At 47.6% G+C, this 25,808-nt stretch carries 23 protein-coding genes; 12 read left to right on the forward strand and 11 right to left on the reverse strand.

All coding sequences use genetic code 11. The features are described from left to right. The first annotated feature begins 105 nt into the window (after positions 1-105). A complete protein-coding gene (locus EAE30_RS17215; protein WP_123017020.1) occupies positions 106-1,563 on the forward strand; it encodes a dihydrolipoyl dehydrogenase in 1,458 nt (485 codons plus the stop codon). Positions 1,564-1,732: 169 nt separating this feature from the next. Then, positions 1,733-1,990 carry a DUF3624 domain-containing protein gene (locus EAE30_RS17225; RefSeq protein WP_123017022.1) on the forward strand — a complete coding sequence of 86 codons (258 nt, stop codon included), beginning with the start codon at positions 1,733-1,735 and terminating at the stop codon, positions 1,988-1,990. A 140-nt stretch (positions 1,991-2,130) separates the two neighbouring features. On the opposite strand, the gene argH is transcribed toward EAE30_RS17225, so the two are convergent. The 4 genes from argH to argC form a co-directional block, all read right to left on the reverse strand. After that, entirely contained in the window at positions 2,131-4,005 is a 1,875-nt protein-coding gene (argH, locus tag EAE30_RS17230) for an argininosuccinate lyase (protein WP_123017023.1), read from the reverse strand. 146 nt (positions 4,006-4,151) lie between these two features. Continuing rightward, complete coding sequence (locus EAE30_RS17235; protein WP_123017024.1) at positions 4,152-5,366, reverse strand: argininosuccinate synthase; 1,215 nt, start codon at positions 5,364-5,366, stop codon at positions 4,152-4,154. Positions 5,367-5,432: 66 nt separating this feature from the next. Further along, positions 5,433-6,224, reverse strand: a complete 792-nt coding sequence (argB, locus tag EAE30_RS17240; protein ID WP_123017025.1) for an acetylglutamate kinase — start codon at positions 6,222-6,224, stop codon at positions 5,433-5,435. Positions 6,225-6,233: 9 nt separating this feature from the next. Beyond that, positions 6,234-7,238: an N-acetyl-gamma-glutamyl-phosphate reductase gene (gene argC, locus EAE30_RS17245; protein ID WP_123017026.1), complete on the reverse strand. Its 1,005-nt coding sequence runs from the start codon at positions 7,236-7,238 to the stop codon at positions 6,234-6,236. Positions 7,239-7,394: 156 nt separating this feature from the next. On the opposite strand from argC, the gene argE reads away from it, so the two are divergent. The 3 genes from argE to EAE30_RS17260 all read left to right on the forward strand — a co-directional run bounded on the left by argE (position 7,395) and on the right by EAE30_RS17260 (position 12,251). Next, positions 7,395-8,534 carry an acetylornithine deacetylase gene (gene argE / locus EAE30_RS17250; RefSeq protein WP_123017027.1) on the forward strand — a complete coding sequence of 380 codons (1,140 nt, stop codon included), beginning with the start codon at positions 7,395-7,397 and terminating at the stop codon, positions 8,532-8,534. Between the two features lie 208 nt (positions 8,535-8,742). Continuing rightward, on the forward strand, positions 8,743-11,376 hold the full coding sequence (ppc, locus tag EAE30_RS17255; RefSeq protein WP_123017028.1) for a phosphoenolpyruvate carboxylase: 2,634 nt from the start codon (positions 8,743-8,745) through the stop codon (positions 11,374-11,376). A 335-nt stretch (positions 11,377-11,711) separates the two neighbouring features. Continuing rightward, entirely contained in the window at positions 11,712-12,251 is a 540-nt protein-coding gene (locus EAE30_RS17260) for a PadR family transcriptional regulator (protein ID WP_123017029.1), read from the forward strand. 111 nt (positions 12,252-12,362) lie between these two features. On the opposite strand, the gene cysE is transcribed toward EAE30_RS17260, so the two are convergent. The 5 genes from cysE to epmA all read right to left on the reverse strand — a co-directional run bounded on the left by cysE (position 12,363) and on the right by epmA (position 16,593). Next, on the reverse strand, positions 12,363-13,184 hold the full coding sequence (gene cysE / locus EAE30_RS17265; protein ID WP_123017030.1) for a serine O-acetyltransferase: 822 nt from the start codon (positions 13,182-13,184) through the stop codon (positions 12,363-12,365). An 81-nt stretch (positions 13,185-13,265) separates the two neighbouring features. Continuing rightward, positions 13,266-14,303, reverse strand: a complete 1,038-nt coding sequence (gene gpsA, locus EAE30_RS17270) for an NAD(P)H-dependent glycerol-3-phosphate dehydrogenase (protein ID WP_123017031.1) — start codon at positions 14,301-14,303, stop codon at positions 13,266-13,268. Positions 14,304-14,419: 116 nt separating this feature from the next. Continuing rightward, the gene (secB, locus tag EAE30_RS17275) at positions 14,420-14,884 is read right to left on the reverse strand and encodes a protein-export chaperone SecB (RefSeq protein ID WP_390258212.1); all 465 of its coding nucleotides are present in this window, start codon (positions 14,882-14,884) and stop codon (positions 14,420-14,422) included. Positions 14,885-15,045: 161 nt separating this feature from the next. Next, on the reverse strand, positions 15,046-15,480 hold the full coding sequence (locus tag EAE30_RS17280) for a rhodanese-like domain-containing protein (RefSeq protein ID WP_123017033.1): 435 nt from the start codon (positions 15,478-15,480) through the stop codon (positions 15,046-15,048). Between the two features lie 129 nt (positions 15,481-15,609). Next, the gene (gene epmA / locus EAE30_RS17285) at positions 15,610-16,593 is read right to left on the reverse strand and encodes an elongation factor P--(R)-beta-lysine ligase (protein ID WP_123017034.1); all 984 of its coding nucleotides are present in this window, start codon (positions 16,591-16,593) and stop codon (positions 15,610-15,612) included. Between the two features lie 319 nt (positions 16,594-16,912). Between epmA and frdA the strand changes: the two genes are divergently transcribed. From frdA to EAE30_RS17310, 5 genes are all read left to right on the forward strand, one after another. Next, positions 16,913-18,706: a fumarate reductase (quinol) flavoprotein subunit gene (gene frdA, locus EAE30_RS17290; RefSeq protein WP_123017035.1), complete on the forward strand. Its 1,794-nt coding sequence runs from the start codon at positions 16,913-16,915 to the stop codon at positions 18,704-18,706. 1 nt (position 18,707) lies between these two features. Next, positions 18,708-19,442, forward strand: coding sequence for a succinate dehydrogenase/fumarate reductase iron-sulfur subunit (locus EAE30_RS17295; protein ID WP_123017036.1), 735 nt, complete (start codon positions 18,708-18,710; stop codon positions 19,440-19,442). A gap of 3 nt (positions 19,443-19,445) precedes the next feature. Then, entirely contained in the window at positions 19,446-19,829 is a 384-nt protein-coding gene (gene frdC, locus EAE30_RS17300; protein ID WP_123017408.1) for a fumarate reductase subunit FrdC, read from the forward strand. Between the two features lie 10 nt (positions 19,830-19,839). Continuing rightward, a complete protein-coding gene (gene frdD / locus EAE30_RS17305; protein WP_123017037.1) occupies positions 19,840-20,205 on the forward strand; it encodes a fumarate reductase subunit FrdD in 366 nt (121 codons plus the stop codon). A gap of 146 nt (positions 20,206-20,351) precedes the next feature. Next, positions 20,352-21,800: a DASS family sodium-coupled anion symporter gene (locus tag EAE30_RS17310; RefSeq protein ID WP_123017038.1), complete on the forward strand. Its 1,449-nt coding sequence runs from the start codon at positions 20,352-20,354 to the stop codon at positions 21,798-21,800. 71 nt (positions 21,801-21,871) lie between these two features. On the opposite strand, the gene efp is transcribed toward EAE30_RS17310, so the two are convergent. Continuing rightward, positions 21,872-22,438 carry an elongation factor P gene (efp, locus tag EAE30_RS17315; RefSeq protein WP_123017039.1) on the reverse strand — a complete coding sequence of 189 codons (567 nt, stop codon included), beginning with the start codon at positions 22,436-22,438 and terminating at the stop codon, positions 21,872-21,874. A gap of 32 nt (positions 22,439-22,470) precedes the next feature. On the opposite strand from efp, the gene epmB reads away from it, so the two are divergent. Together epmB and EAE30_RS17325 are read left to right on the forward strand one after the other, a co-directional pair. Next, positions 22,471-23,493 carry an EF-P beta-lysylation protein EpmB gene (gene epmB, locus EAE30_RS17320; protein ID WP_123017040.1) on the forward strand — a complete coding sequence of 341 codons (1,023 nt, stop codon included), beginning with the start codon at positions 22,471-22,473 and terminating at the stop codon, positions 23,491-23,493. A gap of 104 nt (positions 23,494-23,597) precedes the next feature. Then, positions 23,598-24,086: an MgtC/SapB family protein gene (locus EAE30_RS17325; protein ID WP_123017041.1), complete on the forward strand. Its 489-nt coding sequence runs from the start codon at positions 23,598-23,600 to the stop codon at positions 24,084-24,086. 18 nt (positions 24,087-24,104) lie between these two features. Here EAE30_RS17325 and EAE30_RS17330 read toward each other — a convergent pair whose 3' ends face one another. Next, on the reverse strand, positions 24,105-25,553 hold the full coding sequence (locus tag EAE30_RS17330; protein WP_123017042.1) for an ATP-binding cassette domain-containing protein: 1,449 nt from the start codon (positions 25,551-25,553) through the stop codon (positions 24,105-24,107). Positions 25,554-25,808: the final 255 nt, after the last annotated feature.

A 25,808-nucleotide genomic window follows, 5' to 3' on the forward strand; every position in this document is an offset into this window, starting at 1 on the left:
AGGGGAGAGAAGCTCTCTCCCCTCCTTTCTTTTAGGACCCAAAGGGTCCGATATTCAGACGTTATGATTATCAGTAATGAAGTGATTCATTGCTAGGGACTCGTTATGCAAAAAATTCAAGTAAATGTGGCCGTTATTGGCGGTGGTACTGCAGGCCTTGGAGCCTACCGTGCTGCCAAAGCTCACAACGATAGTGTAGTAATGATTGAGGGCGGTCCATTTGGTACTACGTGTGCCCGAGTTGGTTGTATGCCGTCCAAACTGCTTATTGCCGCTGCAGAAAGTGCTCACAACATAGAAAAAGCGCCTGCGTTCGGTGTGCATCCCAATGGTCCTGCTGTGATTAATGGTCGTGAAGTCATGGACCGAGTTAAGCGCGAACGCGATCGTTTTGTCGGGTTCGTATTAGAAGGGGTCGAAGAAATCCCTGCCAGTGATAAAATTCTTGGCTATGCCAAATTCAAAGATGATCACACTCTAATCGTCGATGATCATACCGAAATTACCGCTGATCGCATCGTTATCGCTACAGGCTCACGTCCTGCTTATCCTGCTGTGTGGAATGAACTGGGTGACCGTCTTATCATCAATGATGACGTGTTTGCATGGGACGACCTTCCTAATTCCATCGCCGTATTTGGCCCAGGCGTGATAGGTCTAGAATTGGGGCAAGCGCTGCATCGCCTTGGTGTCAAAGTCAAAGTATTCGGCCTAGGTGGTCAAGTGGGTCCACTCACTGACCCTGACGTAATGAGCTATGCCAAAAAGACCTTTCAAGAGGAATTCTACCTCGATCCAAACGTTCAAATCGAAAGTATGACGCGAGGACAGAATAGCGATAAGGTCATGATTCGCTTTACCAATTTAGACGGAACATCAGAAACGTTTATCACCGACTACGTATTGGCCGCCACTGGACGCCGTCCGAATGTCGATCAACTGGGATTAGAAAACACCTCATTACAGCTCGATGAGCGAGGCGTCCCAACCGCCGACAAATTCACATTGCAAACGTCTACTGAGCACATTTTTATCGCTGGGGATGCCAGCAATCAGTTGCCATTACTGCACGAAGCCGCAGACCAAGCACGCATTGCAGGAGATAACGCTGGCCGTTTCCCAGATATTCGAGCTGGCTTACGCCGCAGCACCATTTCCGCTGTTTTCTCTGATCCGCAAATTGCCATGGTGGGCGAGACGCATCGTCAATTGCAGCAACGTCTTGGCAATTGTGGCTGTTTTGAAGTGGGTGAAGTCTCTTTTGAAGGACAAGGGCGCTCTCGCGTCATGCTGCGTAACAAAGGCTTACTGCACGTTTATGCCGAACAAGGAACCGGACGTTTCTTGGGCGCCGAAATGATGGGGCCAAATGCCGAACATCTCGCACACTTATTAGCCTGGGCTCATCAAAATCAAATGACGATTTCCGACATGCTGGACATGCCCTTTTACCACCCGGTAATCGAAGAAGGTGTGCGTACCGCCCTACGAGATGTCAATGCTAAATTGCACTTGGGGCCAGAGATGGTGAAACACTGTCTCGACTGTGGTCCTGGTTGCTAATTCACTTTGTAAGCATCCAATAATAATAACAAACCAATAACTCGCCCTGCACTTTTTGCCCGAGCCATCCACTCGGGCTTTTTTTATGCACGCTTATCTGGAAGAGATTTGTCACCAGATCAACCGACAGGATATACTGATACAAACTCAACGAAGGTGTCGCTTTCTTATGGCTTGTCATGACTGTTCACAAGGCTGGTTTTGGAAAAAACTGGGTCGCTGCAAACGCTGCATGGATCAGCTAACCTCATTATCGGTCGTATGTTGGGTTGTCTGGTATTTTTGGTTTCGCGACACCCCCAGTAGTACCGGTTCTATCGCGCTACTGATCGCAGGGTTTGCCTGCAATGCTCTGTTATTTTTGCATCTTTGGATGAAGTTTGTGGTGTTGCCATTCAAAAAGCGTCAGGGTGACAAGCGAGATTAACGCCAATAAAAAAGCCTCATAACTAGCCGTAGTCATGAGGCCTCTTAGAATCATCTAAGAAAAAGCAGTGGTACTTAAATAGACCCTGCTTTTTTGAGTTAGTTCCATAACGTCACACGTTATCAAAGCAATCTACGACATTATACCGCGGTCGTTTGCATGATCAGTTGCTCATTCAAGTTCACTTCCAACGCCACTTCATCACAAGCATGTTGACGAGGACACTGTTCGCAATCTTTCAGCACTTTTTCCGGCAATAACATTTTCGATGTAGGCAAGAAGTCTTGCTTCATAAAAAACTCTGGGGTGCGGGTGAGGACAAACACTTTGTTAATCGCCATTTTACGTGCTTTGTTGACTAAATACTGCACAATCGCCGCGCCTTGACCTTGACCTTGCCAGCCCGCTTCAATGCCGAGTGAGCGAATTTCTGCCAGTCCAGAATCGTACACATACAATGAAGCACATCCGGTGATTTCACCATTGTGTTCAACCACCGCAAACGAACCAATATCACGCACAATCTCATTGCGTGAGCGAGGTAAGTTTTCGCCCATGTTGGCCCAATAGGTCACCATCCCCTCTAGCGCTTCCACATCCGTAAGACGTGCTGGACGCACTTTAATATCAGAGCTATCGCGCGCATCCAAGCGTTTCTGAGCTTCTTCTACGGCATAACGCACTTGATGTGGTGCAACGCCACCTTTCGCCAGACGTTTTGCCAAACACGACTCAATCGTCAGAATTTCGTAGACATCATCGTCAATAACCGGAGAAAACGCCTGTAAATCTTCTAACGATAAATCTTCCAGAGGCATACCACGACGAATCGCTTCCACCACGGCAACACCGACGATATGGTGCGCTTCACGGAACGGAATACCTTTCGAGACTAAGTAATCCGCTAACTCGGTCGCATTGGCATAGCCTTGTTTCGCGGCTTCTAGGGTACGTTCTTTATTAATCTTAATGCCTTCAAAACACAGCCCAGCCATAGCCATGCACTCATTCCATGTATCAAGGGCATCGAACAAGCCTTCTTTGTCTTCTTGCATGTCTTTGTTGTAAGCCAGTGGTAACGCTTTTACCGTCATCATCATGCCTGCAAGCGAGCCATAAACCCGACCGGTTTTACCACGAATTAATTCGAGTGCGTCTGGATTTTTCTTTTGTGGCATCAACGACGAGCCCGACGTCACGGTATCGGCCAACTCAATAAAGCCCGACTCTCCTGAATTATAGAAAATCAGGTCTTCGGCCAAACGTGATAAGTGCAACATAGAAATGGACGCCACGGACATCAATTCCATCACATGGTCACGATCAGACACCGAATCTAAAGAGTTACGCGTTGCACGTTGAAACCCTAAGTTATACGCCAGATTCTCCCGATCAATCGCGTACGCGGTGCCAGCCAGTGCGCCTGAGCCTAACGGACAGGTATCCAGACGTTTGATGGCATCTTCTAAACGCGAGTAATCACGCTCAAACATTTCCGAATACGCCAAACACCAATGCGCGAACGTTACTGGCTGAGCACGCTGTAAATGGGTATAGCCGGGTAATACCGTGTCATGATGCTGCGAGGCAACATGGACTAATTGATTTTGCAAACGATCCAGAGTCATCAAGACTTGACGACCTTGCTGACGACACCATAATTTTAAATCGGTGGCCACTTGGTCGTTACGGGAACGGCCGGTATGCAGTTTTTTACCTAAGTCGCCAACTTTGCTGATCAGCTGCTGCTCAACCCAAGAGTGAATATCTTCGGCATCGGAGGCCAAGATTTGCTCAGGGTCTTCCATCACTTCCATCTTGAGTTCATTCAATGCCAACTCAAGACGCTGCTGTTCTTCATCCGTCAACACATCCACCGACAACAACGCTTTCGACCAAGCAATCGAACCGACAATATCTTGTTCTGCTAGTCGGTAGTCAAAGCGCAATGAATCATTAAATTGTTTAAATCTGGTGTCTGCTGCTTGGGTGAATCTTCCGCCCCATAATGCCATTGCGTTTCTCCTAAAACTTTAGTGCCTAATCACTAAGGAGGTGACTAGATTACATCGTTACTGCCAGTGTGGATGAATAGAGGGAGCATGCATTGCTGCTCCCTTTTAGTATTGTTATTAAATAGCTTTTACTACAGTAAGTTATCTTACTTCTTTGCGGCGTTCATTGCACGAATACGGCTTGCCAACGAGTACAAACGAATGAATCCGCCTGCATGGCTTTGGTCGTACACTTCATCGGCACCAAAGGTTGCAAATTCTTCTGAATACAAGCTGTTGTCCGAGCGTTTCTGAGTCGCAACGGCTTGTCCTTTGTAGAGTTTGATCACCACTTCACCATTGACATCTTTCGCCAGTGATTCTGATGCCGCCATGACTGACTCACACAGTGGGGTAAACCAACGACCGTCATACACCAATTGTGCGGCTTTGATACCCAGTTCTTCACGGAACTCAAATGACGCTTTGTCTAGTACCAATTGCTCAACCGAACGTAGCGCTTCCATCATGATCGTGCCTCCAGGAGTTTCGTAACAGCCACGAGACTTCATACCAACAAGACGGTTCTCAACGATATCAATACGGCCGACGCCATGCTTAGCACCTTTCGCGTTTAGCTCTACCAATGCTTCATAAGGCGTCACCGTTTTGCCATCAATCGCAACTACTTCGCCTTTTTCAACCCCAATCGTAATGTATTCCGCTTCGTTTGGTGCTTGCTCAGGATCGACAGTCCATACCCAACAGTCTTCGTTTGGTGCATTCCAAGTGCTTTCTAGTACCCCACCTTCGGTAGAGATGTGCCAAGCGTTCGCATCACGTGAATAGATTTTAGTCAGTGACGCCGTACATGGAATGTTACGCTCAGCTAAGTAGTCTAGGCATTCTTCACGGCTGACCAGATCCCACTCACGCCAAGGAGCAATCACATGGAGATCTGGGGCAAGTGCCGCGAACGCACCTTCAAAACGCACTTGGTCATTGCCTTTGCCTGTACATCCGTGAGCTAAGGCATCGGCCCCGACTTTACGCGCGACTTCGACTTGCGCTTTAGCAATGATTGGACGAGCCATTGAGGTACCAAGGAGGTATTTACCTTCATAGTAAGCACCCGTTTTCAACGTTGGGTAGATGTAATCCTTCACCATTTCCGCTTTAAGATCCGCGATGTAACATTCTGAAGCACCAGAAGCGATCGCTTTTTCTTCAATACCCACTAACTCTTCATCACCCTGACCGACATCGGCCACGAACGCGATCACTTCACAGCCATAGTTCTCTTTCAACCATGGAATGATCACCGATGTATCAAGACCACCGGAATAGGCGACAACCACTTTTTTCACGTCTACTTTGCTCATAATCTTTCTCCAAATCTCCTAGCGATGTCTACATGGCTCAGGATTGTTTGTATTAAATTCGTTTTATTACTGGGGTAAAAACTGTGTGCCAATGCTTTGACCAGCAAACAGTTCCGCTAATTTTTCTGGGTAGCGCCAAGTCGCCACCTCTATAGGACGACCAAGCGCTTGTGCAGCCTCCAGTGCCGCTTTCACTTTGACGATCATACCGTCAGTGATAACCTGTCCTTTAATCAGCGCATCGGCCTGAGCTTCATTCAGGCTGGTCAATAAATGCCCTTTTGCATCCAGCACACCACTCACATCGGAAAGCAGTACTAATTCCGCATCCAATGCTTGCGCGACAGCAACAGCGGCTTGGTCAGCATTGACATTCATCATTTGCCCATTCGCGGTTAAGCCAATGGAACTGATAATCGGTAAGGTATGCTGGCTAAGAATGCCTTTGAGTACGGTTGCATCGCCAGCGGTCGCTTTACCCACAGCGCCTAACTCTGGATCCAACTCTTCAACATGGCATAGCCCGCCATCGGCTAAACACAACCCGACAGCATTTAATCCACCTTGTATGGCTTGACCTTGCAGCATTTTATTCGCAGTTCCTGCCAAGGCACCGGCAATCAAAGGAATTTGCTCATAAGGGGTCACACGCAGACCATCTTTCTTCACGGTCGTCATGTGCAATTTTTTCATCAGGTCATCAACCAGATAACCGCCACCATGGACGATCACCATCGGCCGATGAGCATGTTCTTGATAAGCGGCAAGCGCAGCAAATAATGCAGCTAACGTATCGTGACTTTCTAGTGCCGCACCGCCAAGTTTGATGACTAATGGACTTTGCTTTACTTCTGACATCTTCAATCCTTACACCAGTGCGGTGAGCTCGTGAAAACCATAATGGAGATTCAAACATTGCATCGCTTGCGAAGAGGCACCTTTCAGTAGGTTATCGATCGCAGACACCACAATGATGTGCTCACCTTGAATCTTCCAGCCAATATCACAAAATGGCGTATTGACGACATTTTGAATGCTCGGAAGCGACTCACCAACAAGCCGTACGGCAGGCTTATCGGCATAGACCGAATGAAACGCCTCCGCCACATCATCAGCCGTCACACCGGGCATGAGTTTCATGGTGATGGTTGCCAAAATGCCACGTTTAAAATTCCCCAAGTGCGGTGTGAAAATCACATCACAGCCGAGGTGATCACTAATTTCTGGTTGATGGCGATGCGTGAACACACCATAAGCGGCCAAACTGACTTCACAGAAACTGTTGGTCATGGATGCCTTACGCCCAGCACCAGATACGCCACTGACGGCATTAATGACAGGCCACTGCTGCGTATCAAGGTACTGTGCGGCAAGCAAAGGTTTGATCGCTAATTGCGACGCGGTGGGGTAACAGCCAGCCACGGCCACCAATGACGTTTGCTTAATCGCGTCTTGGTTCCATTCAGCCAATCCGTATACGGCCTTGTCTAGCCAATCCGCATGCAGATGTTCGAAACCGTAATAAGCGGTATAGAACTCAGGGTCATTCACACGATAGGCGCCAGACAAATCAAACACCTGACACCCATGTTCTAAAAAGATGGGAGCTAAATCATGGCTGACTTGATGGGCTGTGGCTAAAAAGACTACGTCACTCGCTTGCGCGACGGAGACCACATCCGTCAAAGGCTCAACTGGCTCATCCACCAACCCGAGCAACTTGCCATAAAGCTGTGACATGGGCTTGCCCGCATCAACACTATTGGCGGAAACAAATAAACCTGATAGCGTGAGCTCTGGGTGTTTTTTCACCATCAGCGCCAGTTCTGAACCAGCATAACCGCTTGCACCCACAATTGTCGTTTTTAGCATCGTGATAGACCCGCTGTGTTCGTATAAAAACTGATCTCAACTATGATTATAAATTTTTAAAATAAAGCTGATTTCGGTTTTTTATTCATAAAAAGTGATTTAATATGTTTTTTACCTTTTCAATCTATTTCTGTCAATAGTCGGAGCCAAGTTTCTATGCAAATACCCAGTTTTCTCGAGGTTTATGAACAATTAATTGCAACGTCCTCAATTAGCTCGTCAGATCCAAGCCTAGATGAAGGCAATGCGAAAGTGTGTGAGAAAATGGCGGATTGGCTCACGACACTCGGTTTCCAAGTAGAAACCGAAGAAATTGAGCCAGGAAAAATCAACTTAATGGCGAAAAAAGGCGCTGGCGAGGGCGGCTTATTGCTCGCAGGTCACACCGATACCGTGCCATTTGATGAAGGCCGATGGAACTACAACCCTCACGCACTGACACAAGATAATCAACGCTTTTATGGACTCGGTACGGCCGACATGAAAGGCTTTTTCGCGTTTGTTATGGAAGCAGTCAAGAAAATTGAAGACTGGTCTCATCAGAAAAAACCGTTATACATTTTGGCGACCTGTGATGAAGAAACGACCATGCTAGGCGCCCGTCATTTCTCTGCAACCACACCGTTTAAGCCGGACTACTGCATTATTGGTGAACCCACCAGTTTAACGCCGGTCTATGGCCATAAAGGTCATGTTGCCAACGCGATTCGCATTACGGGTAAATCTGGACACTCTTCAAACCCTGCCTATGGCGTCAATGCCATTGAGATCATGCATGAAATTTTAGCGCCGCTTCTACAGCTGCGCGATCAACTGACCCGAACCTATCACCACCCTGGGTTTGAAATTCCATCACCGACGCTCAATTTGGGCCATATACACGGTGGCGATAGCCCAAACCGTATCTGTGGTTGCTGTGAACTGCATTACGATGTGCGCCCTCTGCCTGGCATGAGCTTGGATGGATTACACAACTTGCTCACAGATTCACTCAAAGACGTCGCAGAAAAATGGCCAGGACGTATCGATATTATCCCACTCCATGCCCCGATCCCGGGCTACGAATGCGCTGCGGACCACCCCTTTGTCACTCAGATGAGTCAGCTCAGTCAAAAAGAAGCTGAAACGGTGAATTACTGTACAGAAGCGCCCTTTCTTCAAGACGTTTGCCCGACTCTCGTACTGGGTCCGGGATCGATTGAGCAAGCGCATCAGCCAGATGAATTCCTCGCCTTCGAGTTTATCGACCCCACCATTGATGTGTTATCTAAGGCGATGTGGAACTATTGTTTTTAACGGCCGCTGGAGACGACCGGCCTCAGTTGGCAATAGAAAATATGCCGCTGAGGTCAGTAAAATCAAGTAAGCCTGTCCCATATCAAGGTAGTGCCGAATTCGGGCGGTATTTACGCGCCTTCATTTGACGAGCAGTCATAAACAAGGTTAGATTGAAGTTCTAAAAAGAACATTGGATGTCATTTTTTAAATACAGGACGACGAGAACATGAACGATAATTACGCTGCTCTCAAAAGTAACGTGAGCATGCTGGGGCATCTATTGGGTAAAACTATCCAAGATGCCGATGGCGATGTTATCTTAAAAAAAGTAGAAACAATCAGACAACTGTCTAAATCTGCACGTTCAGGTAATGATGAGGATAGACAACGTCTTATTGAAGAAATTGAAGCTCTTCCCGACGAGCAAATGCCGTCAATCGCCAAAGCCTTCAACCAGTTTCTCAATCTCACCAATATCGCGGATCAATACCATTCTATTTCTCGTCACTGCGACGCGAATACTCACTCCGTCGATCCTATCGACGCTCTGCTCGAGAAACTCGAAAACAATAACATCAGCAAACTTGATAGTGCTCAGGCGATCCGTGAGCTCGATATCGAGCTCGTCTTAACCGCGCACCCAACTGAAATCACGCGTCGGACCATGATCAACAAGCTGGTGAAAATTAACGAGTGTCTCTCGGATCTTGAGCTCAGTGAACTGTCACCTAAAGAGCGTCGTCGTACAGAATTGCGCTTAGAGCAATTGATTGCCCAAGCGTGGCATTCGGATGTGGTGCGCAAACAACGTCCAACGCCGCTTGATGAAGCAAAATCGGGGTTTGCGGTCGTTGAAAACTCGCTTTGGAAAGCCGTTCCTGATTTTTTAAGAGACCTCAGTGAACGCTGTCAGACTTATTACGGTGAAGCATTACCGATCGACGCAAGACCGATTCACTTTTCGTCATGGATGGGGGGAGACCGAGACGGAAATCCGCATGTCACCCATACCATTACCCGTGAAGTGTTACGCATGTCGCGTTGGAAAGCAGCGGATTTATACCTCAGTGATATCAATGAGTTGATCAGCGAGTTATCGATGATCAAATGCAATGATAAAGTTCGCGAAATGGCGGGAGAAGACGCTCACGAACCCTATCGTGAAATTCTGAAAACATTGCGAACTCTACTCCAGCAAACCAAAGATGTCTTGGATGCAAAAATTAACGGCAAAGTCTTAGCCGAGAAAGCCCCACTACGTTATGCCGAGCAGTTATGGGAACCCTTGCTCATCTGTTATGAATCGTTACACGAGTGTGGGATGGGAGTAATTGCCAATGGCTCGCTGCTTGATACCTTACGTCGTATCAAAACGTTTGGGGTTCACCTCGTACAACTCGATATTCGTCAAGAAAGTACACGCCACTCTGATGTCCTGTCCGAACTGACGCGTCACCTTGGGATTGGCGATTATGCCCATTGGAGTGAACAAGACAAACTGTCTTTCCTCACCACTGAGCTTGCTTCAAAACGTCCACTGCTACCCAATAACTGGCAGCCTTCGGCGGATGTCCAAAAAGTCATTGATACGTGTCGAATCGTGGCCTCTCAACCACGAGATGCCTTTGGTGCCTATATTATTTCCATGGCAAGAACCGCATCCGATGTGTTAGCGGTGCATTTGATTTTACAAGAAGTGGGCTGTCCTTACCGCATTGATGTGTGTCCGTTGTTTGAAACACTCGACGATTTAAACAATGCAGAAGCAGTGACGCAACAGCTGATGGACATCGATCTGTATCGTGGTTTTATCAACAACAAACAAATGATCATGATTGGCTATTCTGACTCAGCCAAAGACGCTGGCGGCATGGCCGCAGGTTGGGCGCAATACCATGCCATGGAGTCATTGGTACGCGTGTGTGAAGAATCCGGTGTTGATTTGCGCCTCTTCCATGGTCGTGGTGGCACCATTGGTCGCGGCGGTGCGCCTGCGCATGCGGCATTACTATCTCAGCCACCAAGCAGCTTAAAAGGCGGTCTGCGAGTGACGGAACAAGGCGAAATGATCCGTTTCAAATTGGGATTACCCGAAATTGCAGTCAATAGTTTTAATATGTACGCCAGTGCCATCCTCGAAGCCAATTTATTGCCGCCACCGGCCCCGAAACAAGAATGGCGCGATTTAATGGAAGTACTATCGCAAGTCTCATGCGATGCTTACCGCAAAGTGGTACGTGAGCAGCCGGAGTTTGTCCCGTATTTCCGTCAAGCAACGCCTGAATTGGAACTCGGCAAGCTCCCTCTCGGGTCGCGTCCATCGAAACGTAATCCGAAAGGCGGGGTGGAAAGTCTGCGAGCCATCCCTTGGATCTTCTCTTGGAGCCAAAACCGCTTGGTACTCCCTGCTTGGTTAGGGGCTGGTGAAGCCATTCAATATTCCATTGATAAAGGGCATCAAGCCTTGTTGGAAGAGATGTGCCGTGAATGGCCCTTTTTCTCCACTCGCTTGGGAATGCTCGAAATGGTCTTCACCAAGTGCAATGCCGATATTGCTCAGCATTACGACGAACGTTTAGTGGATAAAGAATTACGTCCATTAGGTGAACGCCTGCGAGCACAGTTGAAAAAAGACATTAAAGCCATATTAAATGTCGAAAATAACGATAATTTAATGCAAAGTGACCCATGGGGCCATGAGTCGATTAACTTACGGAATATTTATGTCGAACCACTCAATATGCTGCAAGCCGAGTTACTCTATCGTACGCGTAAAACCGACACGCCTTCTGCCGAATTGGAAGAAGCGTTAATGGCAACCATTGCAGGAATCGCGGCAGGTATGCGAAACACCGGATAATAATCAGAATATTGTTCTGTAAAAACCTAAAAGATCGCACTGATTCGGCCTTTTATATTGCCATCATTTCTTTAATGAGAATATTATCAGTTTTTCCCCTTGACTCTCATTGCTGTTCTACTTTGTGCGTATTATTTAGATATACTAAGTATTCAGACGCGATATTTTCTACTAATTATAAGTCGCATGTCTAGGTGGCAATGGCTTTGAAGATAGTTCATCTGCACAGCAGGAAGTGCGCCAGGCCGCTTAAACGAACAAATAATAGTGCCATAAGAAGCACGACTGCCGTTTAAGCTCAAATTTAAAGTTTGATTAATACTTGGATTAAACACATGTCATTACCACACGTAATCCTTACTGTTCTAAGTACACGAGATGCAACTGGATACGATATTACGAAAGAATTTTCAGCAAGCATCGGATATTTTTGGAAAGCAAGCCATCAACAAGTTTATCGTGAATTGAATAAAATGGGTCAAGACGGCCTCGTCACTTGTGTATTAGAACCACAAGAAGGCAAGCCGGATCGTAAAGTGTATTCAATCACAGATTCAGGACGCAATGCATTGGGCGAGTGGTTTGATAAGCCAACCAAACACCCAACAGTGCGTGATGAGTTCAGCGCTAAACTCATGGCTTGTGCAGTACAACCCTCTGCACGTTATCGATTACAGCTAATTGACTTGATTGAAGAATCAAAAAAATTAGTCGAACACTATCGAGACATTGAAGCGGCGCACTACTCAGCTCCGGCCGAGCTTGGTAAAACTCAACGATTAGAACGACTCACTTTGCGCCGTAATTTACTGCTTCGCGAAGCTTGGATTGAATGGGCAGAAGAAGCACTCGCTGAACTCGAACCCACCAGCTAATGATTGGTAATATAAAAAAAGGATGATGGTCAACATCATCCTTTTTTAATTCTCTAATACATCCACTCAACGCGAACGCCCGTCTAGGGAGCGGTTCAGGCTGACTGGCACTTAAATGCCATCACCGAACATAAAGTTTTGAGCACGCCCGCTAAACTGCTGATCCATATCAAAAGAAGGTCTCTCTGACATTGGGCGTCCTACCACTTTAGCTGGGACACCTGCCACAGTGGTGTGTGGAGGAACGGCTTGAAGTACCACAGAGCAAGAACCAATTTTGGCGCCTTCTCCGACTTCAATATTCCCCAAGATTTTCGCCCCCGCACCAATCATGACGCCTTCGCGAATCTTAGGATGACGATCGCCAGATTCTTTGCCAGTCCCACCGAGCGTCACATCTTGCAGGATAGACACATCATCAGCGATCACGGCCGTCTCACCAATCACAATCCCAGTGGCATGGTCGAGCATGATACCGCGACCAATCGTCGCCGCTGGGTGGATATCCACTTGGCATGCCACTGAAATTTGGTTTTGAAAATACATGGCCAGAGCAATCCGTCCTTGTTTCCACAACCAGTTGGCAACGCGATAACCTTGTAAGGCATGGTAGCCCTTTAAATACAGCAGTGGCACTGAGTACATTGAGACCGCAGGGTCACGATTGACCGTCGCGCAAATATCACACGCCGCGGCATCCGCGATCTGGCTATCGGAAGCAAAAGCTTCTTCAATGACTTCTCGTACCGCCATCGCTGGCATAGAAGGCGTATTCAGGCGATTGGCGAGAATATAACTTAACGCCGATTTGAGACTATCATGCTTGATGATAGTGGCATGATAAAAACTCGCAAGCATGGGCTCTTGCTCTGCTTGCTTGCGAGATTCGTCAATCACATATTTCCAGACTTTTTTTTGTGCACATTGCTTCATAATGAATTCACTCTGCCCTAAGTTCCCTTAAGACGGACATCGAAATATCCACTGATTAATAATTCGGACACAGGCCTAATCTTAGTTTCGCTCAGACTTTTTATCGCGCGCTAAGAGATCTTGAGCAGCAACGTGAGCATCTTTGCCTTGATATAGTACCTGATAGATCTGTTCAACGATCGGCATCTCTACTCCGACTCGCTGAGCCAGCAGCCACACTTCTTTGGTATTACGATAACCTTCAACCACTTGGCCAATTTCTTCTTGAGCCACATCGACATCCTTGCCGGCACCTAATGCCAAACCAAAACGTCGGTTACGGGATTGGTTATCCGTGCAGGTTAACACTAAATCCCCCAGCCCTGCCATGCCCATAAAGGTTTCGGTGTGTGCGCCTAACGCACTGCCTAAACGAGTCATTTCAGCCAAGCCGCGAGTGATGAGTGCCGTACGCGCATTCGCACCAAAACCAATACCATCGGACATCCCTGCACCAATGGCAATCACATTCTTCACCGCGCCCCCCAGTTGCATGCCGATAAAGTCATCGTTGGCGTAGACACGAAAGGAGCGACTGCAGTGAATTTTCTCTTGTAAATCCTGTAAAAAATCCGCATCAGGAGAGGCAACAGAAATGGCCGTTGGCATCCCTTTCGCGAGTTCTTTTGCAAACGTAGGTCCGGAGAGAACCGCAAGAGAATACGTATCCCCCAGCACGTCAAACACCACATCTTGTAACAAGCGACCGGTACCCGGCTCTAAGCCTTTGGTTGCCCAACAAATACGAGTGTCGGCACGCAAAAATGGCTTCATGTTCGTCAACACAACATCAAACACATGGCTTGGCACCACCACCAGCACATCACGACATGCTTGCAGTGCCCGCTGCAAATCAGACTCAATAATGAGTGACTCAGGAAAAGGCGCATCCGGTAAGAAAGCATGATTGGCGCGGTCCGTTTCTAACTGTGCCATCGCCTCTGGGTTATGACCCCAAAGTACCACATTTTCACCATTACGAGCCAAAGAAATCGCCAACGCAGTGCCATAAGAGCCTGCACCGATGACCACCATCGAAATGGGTTTGCCGTAAGAATTATGTATTTGTGAATCTTGCATAGCGTTGCCTGACGGAGAGGGAATAGAAATAAGAGTCTAAAACAAAAACGCACATCGCATCGCTATAAAACAATGACGGTGTGCATTTTTATCATATTTGAGAGTGAGACCAACGCTTAAGCGTCGAGTTCAACACCTTGCTCTGCTGCTTGCTGCTGCAAGTAGTTCATGAACAACGCGTCAAAGTTCACTGGCGCCAAGTTAAGCTGAGGGAACGTGCCTTTCACTACGAGGCTAGAAATCGTTTCACGTGCGTACGGGAACAAAATGTTCGGGCAGAATGCGCCTAGGCAGTGAGCAAGTTGACCTTCTTCCATTTGCTCTGCGGTGAAAATACCCGCTTGTTGCACTTCACATAGGAAAGCCGTGTCTTCTGCATTTTTCACAGTCACAGTCAAACGCAGAACCACTTCATAAGTGGACTCACCCAGTTCACGGCTTTGCGTATCCAGATCCAAGTTCACATCAGGGTTCCAATCATGTTGGAATACTTCTGGTGAGTTTGGCGCTTCGAAAGACACATCTTTTAGGTAGATGCGTTGAATTGTGAAGTTTTGTTGTGCTTCTTCAGCCATTGTCATGTCCTTAATTCGATTTTATTCGGGTCAAAATAACGTTCTAGAGATTATCGAAGAGCTCCGCAAATAACGATTCGTGAGCGGCAATACGCGGTACACATCACAGAACCATGCGTGACACGCTCACTTTTTCATCGACAATCTCGAAACCTGTTGCGGGATATTTACTTCTTACCGCGAACAAGTGGTAGATTTGCTTCATTCCAAGAAATGAGGCCGCTTTTCAATACACTGACTTGTTCGAAACCAGCTTTAGTCAGCACGTCGGCTGTTTGCTGAGCGGTTTGGCCAGTTTTGCACACAAGAACAATCGGATCCGACTTGTGGCTTTCAATTCCAGCAAAATTCCCTTCTTTTAAATCCGCCGCTTTGATATTGATCGCACCGGCAATGTGGCCACGCTTAAACTCTTCTCGGCTACGGATATCCAGCACAAGCCCATTTTCACGGTTGGTTAAGTTGGTTAACTCTGAGGGCGACACTGTCTTAAACGAACGAGTCGCTGACTTGTAGTAGCTAAAGATCAATGCGCCGGCTAAGCCTACCCAAACGACCGATAAAACTAAATGTTCATGGAAAAAATCAATGTACTCTGACATATTCTGAGCTCTTTCAGTAGCGGTTCAAAAACAGAGTAGAAGTATACCGAGGTTACCCGCATGACGCGAGCCCTTACCATGCATTAAGCAGGCGAAACTCATCGGTATCGGCTCAAACTGAGATCTCAATTAGGCACGTGGAAAAGGAAACGCTGTGACCTTATCAATATGGTCCTCACCTAACGCCAGCATGATCAAACGATCAATTCCCAGTGCAACGCCCGCGCATTGCGGTAATCCATGCTCTAATGCCGCTAATAAATGCTCGTCTATCGGCTGAGCATTGAGTCCCATGGCTAAGCGTTTTTGATTATCGGCATCAAAACGGGCTCGCTGCTCTTGCGGGTTATCGAGCTCATGGAATCCGTTCGCCAACTCAATGCCTTTAAAATACACTTCAAACCGCTCCGCCACCCGACTATCCAATGGGCTGATCTTCGCTAACGCGGCCTGTGAGGCTGGAAAGTCATAAACAAAAGCGGGCACTGTTTGTCCTATCTTAGGCTCAACGCCGACACTAAAGAGCAATTGTAATAACGTGTCTCTATCCGTTTCATTCTCGGTAATATCGGCCAAGCCAAGTGCACCGGCCTGACTCTTCAGCTCGTCCATAGGCGCCTCTAGCGGGCACACCCCCAGTGTCGTGAGAAACGCATCTTGATACGTCATCCACTCAGCCGGTTCTGTCCCGAGAACCTCCATTAACAGTTGATCCATTTCCGCCATCAGTTCTCGGTGCGTAAAACCCACGCGATACCACTCGAGCATGGTGAACTCAGGGTTGTGATAGCGGCCATTCTCTTCATTGCGAAACGCTTTGTTGATTTGATAAATCGAGCCACTCCCTGCGGCCAATAAGCGCTTCATGTGATACTCCGGGCTCGTCATTAAATACACCGCCTGCCCTTTAGCATAATCGGGACCAATAAACTCAGTCTTAAACGCATGAAGATGAATGTCCGTCACGGTGGCATGACTTAATGCAGGTGTATCAACTTCGAGAACATCACGCGCGCAAAAAAACTGGCGAATGGTCTGTAAGAGCGCGGCTCGCGCTTTTAATTGTTCAATCGACGCGGTTGGCGTCCAACGGTGAATCTGTGATGACGGCATGGAGGACCTTTTGGTGGATGTCTGCATATAAGTAAGTAACCCTTCAACACGTTTACAATACGAGTAAAAGAGATCTCTATCACATTTATCTGTGACGTTAATGTTCCTAAATTAAAGACCGAAGTAAATACCCTTTTGAATCAATTTTTGCCTACGAGACTTTCCATACACTACGCCTAGAAGATGAAAAAACGTATGTGTTGCTCACAATTTGATGCCTTTGACAACTCAATACCCATCATGGTGACAGCCCATTACCACACTGGTACGAGCAAAGAATCTCTGGACCAGTTTTACACTCATTACTGGGAGGATAACTGTGAAAACAATCACCACAGATATCGCAATTATCGGTGCTGGTGGCGCAGGTCTTCGTACCGCCATTGCCGCAGCAGAAGCCAACCCTGACATGGAAATCGCTTTAATTTCTAAAGTGTATCCCATGCGTTCTCATACCGTGGCAGCCGAAGGTGGTTCTGCCGCCGTCGTCAAAGAGGAAGATTCACTCGACAATCACTTCAACGATACCGTAGGTGGCGGCGATTGGCTGTGTGATCAAGACGTCGTTGACTATTTTGTCTCCCACTCGACCAATGAAATGATCCAAATGGAGCATTGGGGATGCCCATGGAGCCGAAAAGAAAACGGTGACGTCAATGTCCGTCGCTTCGGTGGCATGAAAATCGAGCGTACTTGGTTTGCCGCTGATAAAACGGGCTTCCATATGCTACATACGCTTTTTCAAACGTCAATCAAGTACAGCAATATAAAACGCTTTGATGAATACTTTGTCGTCGATCTCATTAAGCACGAAGGCGAAATTCAAGGTCTTGTTTGCCTGCATATGTCCGAAGGCGAGCTTGTGGTGATTAAAGCCAAATCGGTCGTCTTAGCCACAGGGGGCGCTGGCCGAGTTTATCACTGTAATACCAATGGCGGCATCGTCACGGGTGATGGTATGGCTCTGGCCTATCGTCATGGTATCCCATTGCGAGACATGGAGTTTGTTCAATACCACCCAACAGGACTGCCAGGTACAGGGATCTTAATGACTGAAGGTTGCCGCGGTGAAGGCGGTATCATCGTCAATAAACACGGTTATCGTTACCTGCAAGACTACGGGATGGGACCGGAAACGCCCGTCGGCCAACCCAAAAACAAATACATGGAATTGGGCCCACGTGACAAAGTCTCACAAGCATTCTGGCACGAACAGCAAAAAGGCAACACCATTGAACACCCGCTTGGCGATGTGGTTCTGCTCGATTTACGCCATTTAGGGGAAGATTACCTACATGAGCGCCTGCCTTTCATCTGCGAGCTGGCGAAAGCCTACGTGAATGTTGATCCCGCGAAAGAGCCGATTCCTATCCGCCCTACCGTGCATTACACCATGGGCGGCATTGAAGCCAACCTCAATTGTGAAACCCGTATTAAAGGTCTGTATGCCGTGGGCGAGTGTGCCTCATCAGGCTTGCACGGAGCCAACCGTTTAGGCTCGAACTCCTTGGCCGAATTTGTCGTGTTTGGTCGAGTAGCCGGAGAAAACGCCGTCGAACATGCCAATGCCTTCACCGGCTGGAACGAAGACGCCATTCAATCACAAGTCGCCGCCGTACAAGCGCGTATTGAAGCACTCATGACGCAAGAAGGTGATGAAAACTGGGCCGATATCCGTACAGAAATGGGGCACAGCATGGAAGCGGGCTGTGGTATTTACCGCGAAGAGCACTTGATGCAACAAACCATGGATAAAATCAAAGAGCTCAAAGAGCGCTATCAACGCATTAGCATCAAAGACAAAGGCAAGGTCTTTAACACCGACCTACTGTACGCCATTGAAGTCGGGTATGGCTTAGATGTGGCAGAAGCGATGGTGCACTCCGCCTTCCAACGTAAAGAATCTCGCGGCGCTCACCAACGCCTTGATGAAGGCTGCCAAACTCGTGATGACACACACTATCTAAAACATACGTTGGCGTTCTACGATGCAGGGCAGTCGCCTCGCATTGATTACAGCCCTGTAACCATCACTAAATCTCAACCTCAAGAGCGCTTATATGGTGATGCCGCAGAAAAAGCCGCTCAAAAAGCGAGCGCGGAGGAGAAATAATATGTCCAACATTAAAGCAGTGACTATTTTGCGCTACGATCCGGCCACTGACCATGAGCCCCATCTGCAAACCTTTGACGTTCCTTACGATGACACCATGTCGGTCTTAGATGCGATTGGTTACATCAAAGATAACCTCGACAAAGATCTATCCTATCGCTGGTCGTGCCGTATGGCGATATGCGGCTCTTGCGGCATGATGGTCAATAATGTGCCGAAGCTGGCCTGCAAAGCCTTTCTCCGCGATTACCCGAATGGCGTGACGCTAGAACCGCTCGCGAATTTCCCGATTGAGAAAGATTTGATTGTCGACATGACCCCATTCATCGAGCGCTTAGAAGCCATCAAACCGTATATTTTAGGCAATGATCGCACCGTTGAAGAAGGGACCAACCGACAAACTCCCGAACAAATGGCACGTTACAAGCAGTTTGCGGCCTGCATTAACTGTGGATTGTGTTATGCCGCCTGCCCGCAGTTTGGCTTAAACCCAGACTTTTTAGGCCCAGCCGCGCTCACCTTAGCGCACCGTTATAACCTAGATACGCGTGATAACGGCAAAGCGGAACGGATGAAATTGATCAACGGAGATAACGGCGCTTGGGGCTGCACCTTTGTGGGCTACTGCTCTGAAGTGTGTCCTAAACACGTGGATCCTGCTGCAGCGGTCAACCAAGGCAAAGTGGAGTCGACCAAAGATTTCATGATTGCCATGTTAAAACCACAGGAGGCCTAAGTGATGAGTAACCGTAAACCTTATATCCGCGAAACCAAACGTACTTGGTGGCAAGGTCATCCATTTTACCAATACTACATGGTGCGTGAAGCCACTGTCCTACCACTGATTGTGTTTACGCTTTTTCTCACGATCGGCTTAGGCTCGCTCGTGAAAGGGCCAGAATCGTGGCAACACTGGTTGCAGTTCATGCAAAACCCCGTCGTTATCTTCATCAACATCATTGCGCTAGCCGGTAGTCTGTTCCATGCGTTCACGTACTTCAAGATGATGCCGCAAGTTGTGCCTATCCGCATCAAAGGCAAGCCAGTGAGTAACACACTCATCATTTTAACCCAGTGGGGCATTGTTGCCGTGATTTCACTGATTGTTTTGTATTTCGTCTAAGGAGACACTTATGATTAATACTCAACCTAAGCGCTCAGATGAACCCATTTGGTGGAGCTTGTTTGGCGCAGGTGGCACTTGGTTTGCGATGTTGTCTCCGATTACCATTCTCGTGATTGGCTTACTCGTCCCTCTCGGGGTGATCGATCAATCCGCCTTTGACTATGAACGAGTCATGAATTTTGTTACGCATGTGTTCGGCGCATTATTCATGATTGCGAGTATTGCTCTGCCGATGTGGCATGCCATGCACCGCGTTCATCACGGAATGCACGATCTCAAAATCCATACGGGAAAAACAGGCAAATTCGTCTGCTATGCCATCAGTGCGCTATTCACTGTTGTCAGCATCCTCTTTATCATACTCTTGTGGTAATGAAGGCCGCGTCACTGCGACAAGCAGTGACGCTTTTTTATTAATCCACACCAACGGTAGGACATCGTTTTCCTACTCTATGGCGTGTTGAAGTCCAATCATCCAGTTCTATCATCACATTCGTATTTGATTCGAGGTGTTCTCTTATGTCTAATTCTAACGCTGGTCACTGGATCGCAGCGAAACCTATCCCACTCATCGTCATTCTTGCGATTGCCGCCATCGCTTGGCAGTTTAGTCCTCCGGAAGGACTTACCATTCCCGCTTACCATACGGCCATTATCTTTATTGCCACCATCGCGGGTATCATTGCCAATGTGATGCCCACTGGCGCGTTAGCGATTATGAGCCTCGCGTTCTTTATTGTGCTGCGTGCAGGCGGCGCAGCCACTCCTAAAGAAGCCGTTACCGATGGCATGACACATTTTAATAATCCATTAATTTGGCTGATTATTATTGCTTTTACTATCGCTCGTGCTTTCATAAAAACGGGGCTTGGCCGCCGGATTGCGTTATTACTGTTAAGTAAATTTGGTCAATCGACGTTGCGAGTCGCGTATTGTTTGGGCGTCGCCGATTTTTTGATTGCTCCCGCAACACCAAGTAATACGGCACGCTCTGCGATCGTATCTCCGATTGCCAACTCTTTAGCGAAAACCATCAAAGCGGATGACCGCAAGTTAGGACAGTTCCTGATTTCGTCGTCCGCCGCCATTAATGATGCCTCTGCGGTCGGTTTCCAAACCGGTTTTTCCGGTAACCTTGCTTTAATCGGGATTGCCTCAAGTGTGGCAGGCATTCATTTAGATTTTGCACATTGGGCCGCGTACTTATTGGTCCCCGCGTTGTTTATCCTCGTGGTTTTGCCGTTCTTACTCTATAAAGTGATCAAACCTGAAACCCGTGAAACCCCTGAAGCCACTCAATTTGCCAAAACAGAATTAGCGGCAATGGGAAAAATGAGTGTGATGGAATGGAAACTGGTCTGTGTTTTCATTGGATTAATCATCGGCTGGGTTGGCGGCTCGAGTCTTGGGTTATATTCAACCGCAGCAGCGTTCATCGGACTTTCCGCGATTCTATTATTGGGCGTATTAAATTGGGACGACATCAAGAGCGAAAAAGGCGCTTGGGATACCTTAGTGTGGTTCGCCGTGTTAATGGGTATGGCCAATAACTTAAAGCGTTTAGGTTTCACTGATTGGGTCGGCCATCAAATCTCCGGATTCCTCAGCAGTACCCTGGGCAGTGCTAGCCCACTGATCTTCTTGCTGGCGATGATGACATTCTATTTATTCCTCGCCTACTTTTTTGCCTCGGCGACCGCCAAAGTGGTGGCCATTGCGCCAGTCTTTATTGGCGCGCTGATCACCTTGCATGTCACGCCAATGCTCGCGGTACTGTCGATTGCGGGTATCAGCTCTTTAGGCTGTAACCTCGCCACTTACAGTCATGCCAGAAACCCACTGTTGATCGGTTACGGTTATCATACGGATGGCGAGTGGATGCGCATTGGCTTAGTCATCGCCATCAGCAGTGGCATCTTGTTTATGGTGACTGGACTCACTTGGTGGAACATTCTCGGCATTATTTAAAGCAATCATTGCCATAAAACATCCCCATAAAAAAAGGAGCACCTAAGTGCTCCTTTTTTTACTAACGAGGATTATTTTACACGACCCACGTATTCTGCTGAACGCGTATCAACGCGTATCACTTCACCGATTTGGATGAACAATGGCACACGAACCACAGCACCTGTGGTTAATGTAGCAGGTTTGCCACCTGTACCTTGCGTATCACCCTTCAGGCCGGGATCCGTTTCAACCACTTCCAACTCAACAAAGTTTGGTGGTGTCACAGTAATTGGGTTACCATTCCACAAGGTCAGTGTGCATGAGTTGTTTTCAACCAACCATTTCGCGCTCTCACCCACTGCAGCGGTATCAGCACCGATCTGTTCAAACGTTTGGCTGTCCATAAAGTGGAAGAATTCGCCGTCGTTGTATAGGTAGTCGAGATCAACGTCTAGTACGTCTGCTACCTCAACGGTATCGCCTGACTTGAACGTTTTTTCAATTACTTTGCCGCTCAGCAGTTTACGGATTTTAACACGGTTAAATGCTTGACCTTTACCTGGCTTCACATACTCATTTTCGAGAATGGCGCAAGGCTCATTATCAAGCATGATCTTAAGACCGCCTTTAAATTCATTCGTGCTAACAGTAGCCATATATCCTCTTTACATTCTTAGAGTTTCAATCAATGTCGCACATCATAACCCGAAAAATCGATTCTGTTGAGCAAAACTGGCTCAAACAATTAGCGAATGCGATCTCAGATCCCGCTACGTTACTACAACAGTTAGAGATCGACCCATCACCATGGGAATCAGGGTTTGCTGCCCGCCGACTATTTACGCTGCGTGTACCGCACAGTTTTGTCGCTCGGATGGAAAAAGGCAATCCACAGGATCCCTTATTACGCCAAGTTCTGCCCTTATCAGAAGAATTTGACGTGCACGAAGGATTCTCCATCGATCCACTTGAAGAACAAAACAATGAACAGCCGGGCTTACTGCATAAATACCAAAACCGCGCTTTATTGATATTAAAAGGTGGCTGCGCTATTAACTGTCGCTACTGCTTTCGCCGTCACTTCCCCTATGAAGACAACAAAGGCTCAAAATCAGTCTGGCAAGAAAGCTTGGATTACATCACTAAGCATCCGCAGATCAACGAAGTCATCCTATCCGGTGGCGATCCTTTGATGGCAAAAGACCAAGAGCTTGCTTGGTTAGTGGAACGAATAGAAAACATCGAGCACGTGCAACGCTTACGCATCCACTCTCGCTTACCCGTCGTGATTCCGGCTCGCGTGACCGATGAGCTGTGTGCTCTGCTTGCCAATACCCGCTTGCAAACCATCATGGTCACCCACGTCAATCACGCTCAAGAAATTAATCACGAATTTCGCCAACAGATGAGCAAACTCAAACAGGCCAATGTCACCTTGCTCAATCAAGGTGTCATGCTTAAAGGGGTTAATGATAGCGTGAACGCACAAGTGGCGCTCAGTGAAGCCTTATTTAACGCGGGAATTTTACCTTACTACATGCATGTATTGGATAAAGTCCAAGGCGCTGCACACTTTTTTATTAGTGATGCCCAAGCAAAAGACATTATGGCTGGGGTCATTGAACAAGTGTCTGGCTATTTAATGCCGAAACTGACCCGAGAAATTGGCGGACGTCCGAGTAAAACCCTGTTAGATCTGCATTTAGAATAATTCGACTTGCTCGATTTAAAATCGTTATCTATACCATAAAGAATCGCATTAGTTTGCACACGCAAAGCTCGGCATACTGCGCTTTTTCAAGAGGATAGGTAACCATGGCCACATTGGCTGACGTATTAGATTTAGGCCCATTTCAATGGTCAGCACTGCTCTGTTGTGCTCTGAACGGTTTTTTCATTGGGATCGAGCGGCAAACCCGCGGTAAGCCAGTCGGCATACGGACGTCGGTACTGATTATTTCGGGGACTTATCTCTTTATGGCGCTTGGGGTATCACTGTCGCATGAAAAAATGGATCAAGCCCGTGTGCTCGGTCAAATCATTACTGGCGTCGGCTTCTTAGGCGCGGGCGTGATGATGACACAAGACGGTAAGATCCATGGCGTGACCTCTGCCGCGGTCATCTGGGTACTGTCTGCGTTGGGTCTAATGATCGGTTTAGGTTATCAGTATCAGTCGGTGATCATCACCCTACTCGCGTTAGCTGTGCTGTTAGGCGTCGATAAAATCGAAAACTCGTTTAAAAGCCTGCGTCGTGGTGTGCACCAAAAATTAGGTCGTTTCACCTCCAAAGGAGAGCGCTAGCGCTCTCCTTGCCCGCGATTACGCCTGATAAATATCAACGTGATAACCAGAGCTATCTTCGTTGGCAATAAAATCGACAAAATGGTGAATCGCGGGCAGCGCATCTTCTTCATAATGCGTCACGTATATCAGTTGCGTGATCTGTAACATCGCAATGCGGTTGAGTGCATGAAACACCAACTTACGACTCAAGTAATCCAGTCCTTGATACGGTTCATCTAACACCAACAAGGCAGGCTGTTTAATGAGCGCTCGCCCAATCAGCAATAACCGCTGACGACCATAATCGAGACTGCGAAAGCTGGCTTTCGCCATCTCTGACATTTCCAGCAATGCTAACCATTGCTGCGCCAATTGCACTTCTTTCGCACTCGGTTTTTGGTACAAGCCAATCGAATCATAAAACCCCGAACACAGTACATCGAGCGCCGAACAATCCACGCGATATTGTAAGTGCAAGGCAGATGACACTAAACCAATATGCTTTTTCACATCCCAAATGGTTTCACCGCGGCCGCGTTTCATACCCAGCACGGTAATGTCGTTGCTATAGCATTGCGGATGGTCCCCTAATATCAAGCCCAATAAAGTGCTTTTACCACAGCCATTCGGGCCACGAACTTGCCAATGTTGCCCCGCGTTGATCTCCCAATTCACGCCCGAAAAAATCGGGGCATCCACATACTCTACCGCGACATCACGCATTATCACTCGTGGGTTCGGGTAACGATCATCGCTCGGTGCTGCGTTCATCAGTGCCACTAACGCCTCACTGCGGTCAGCAGACAGTGCCTTCATTTGCTCAAGTAGTGGATTCTCAAACCACTGCGCACGTGTCATCGTTTGCGACAGCGCTTGCTCATCAAACACCGCAATATGGGAGATAAAATCCGATAACTCGTCTTCACGCGAGGTCACTATCATCAAGGTCATGTGCAGGGAAAGCTCAGCAAGCAAGGCTGATAACTGATGTCGGTGGTGGGTATCTAAGCCAGTATAAGGCTCATCGAGAATTAACATGTGTGGATGCGTCGCTAAAGCGCGCGCTAACATTAAGCGACGGGTTTCCCCAGTAGAAAGCTGCCGAAAACCACGTAAACGTAGCTCGGTTAAGTCGGTTTGCTCTAGCAGACCTTCCAGCTCATCGGCCCGACAACCCGCTTCTAAAATCAGCCCTTCCACACTGGTGCCGTAATCAATTTGATCCAGAAAATCCGTCTCATCACGCGCCAGCTCGATATCTAAAAGCTTTTGCTGTTCCTGTAAGGACACACAACCAATCCGTTCAGGTGGCTCACAAATCGTGCCTTGCTCTGGCGTTTGAGATTGGGATAAGACACTCACCAATAGCGCTGAAGTATGGCTATGCGTAGCAAAAACGCCCCAATGCTGGCCCGGCATGATGTTCCACTCGTCAATCCGCAATGAAGCTGACATGCCAGTATGACGTAACTGACTAATTTTCATGATATCAATCCTTAACTTCTCGTCCCTACTTATGCCTTAACCATACCGAGTATTGAGCGCGCTCGCTATATCTACTCAGAAATTTCATCGTATAACCGCCGAGAAACGGCTAAGTAATGATTATTCATAGATCAAGCAAATTAATTGAGAGCAAACGATAAGTGTGGTGTAGGACTGATTACGTTGCATAAGACCTTGTCAGAAAAAATTATAACTGGTGCACTAAAGTACGTTAGCTGTATAGAAAAAGTATAT

Origin of the sequence: Vibrio zhugei (assembly GCF_003716875.1) — a bacterium.
In the GTDB taxonomy this organism is placed as follows: domain Bacteria; phylum Pseudomonadota; class Gammaproteobacteria; order Enterobacterales; family Vibrionaceae; genus Vibrio; species Vibrio zhugei.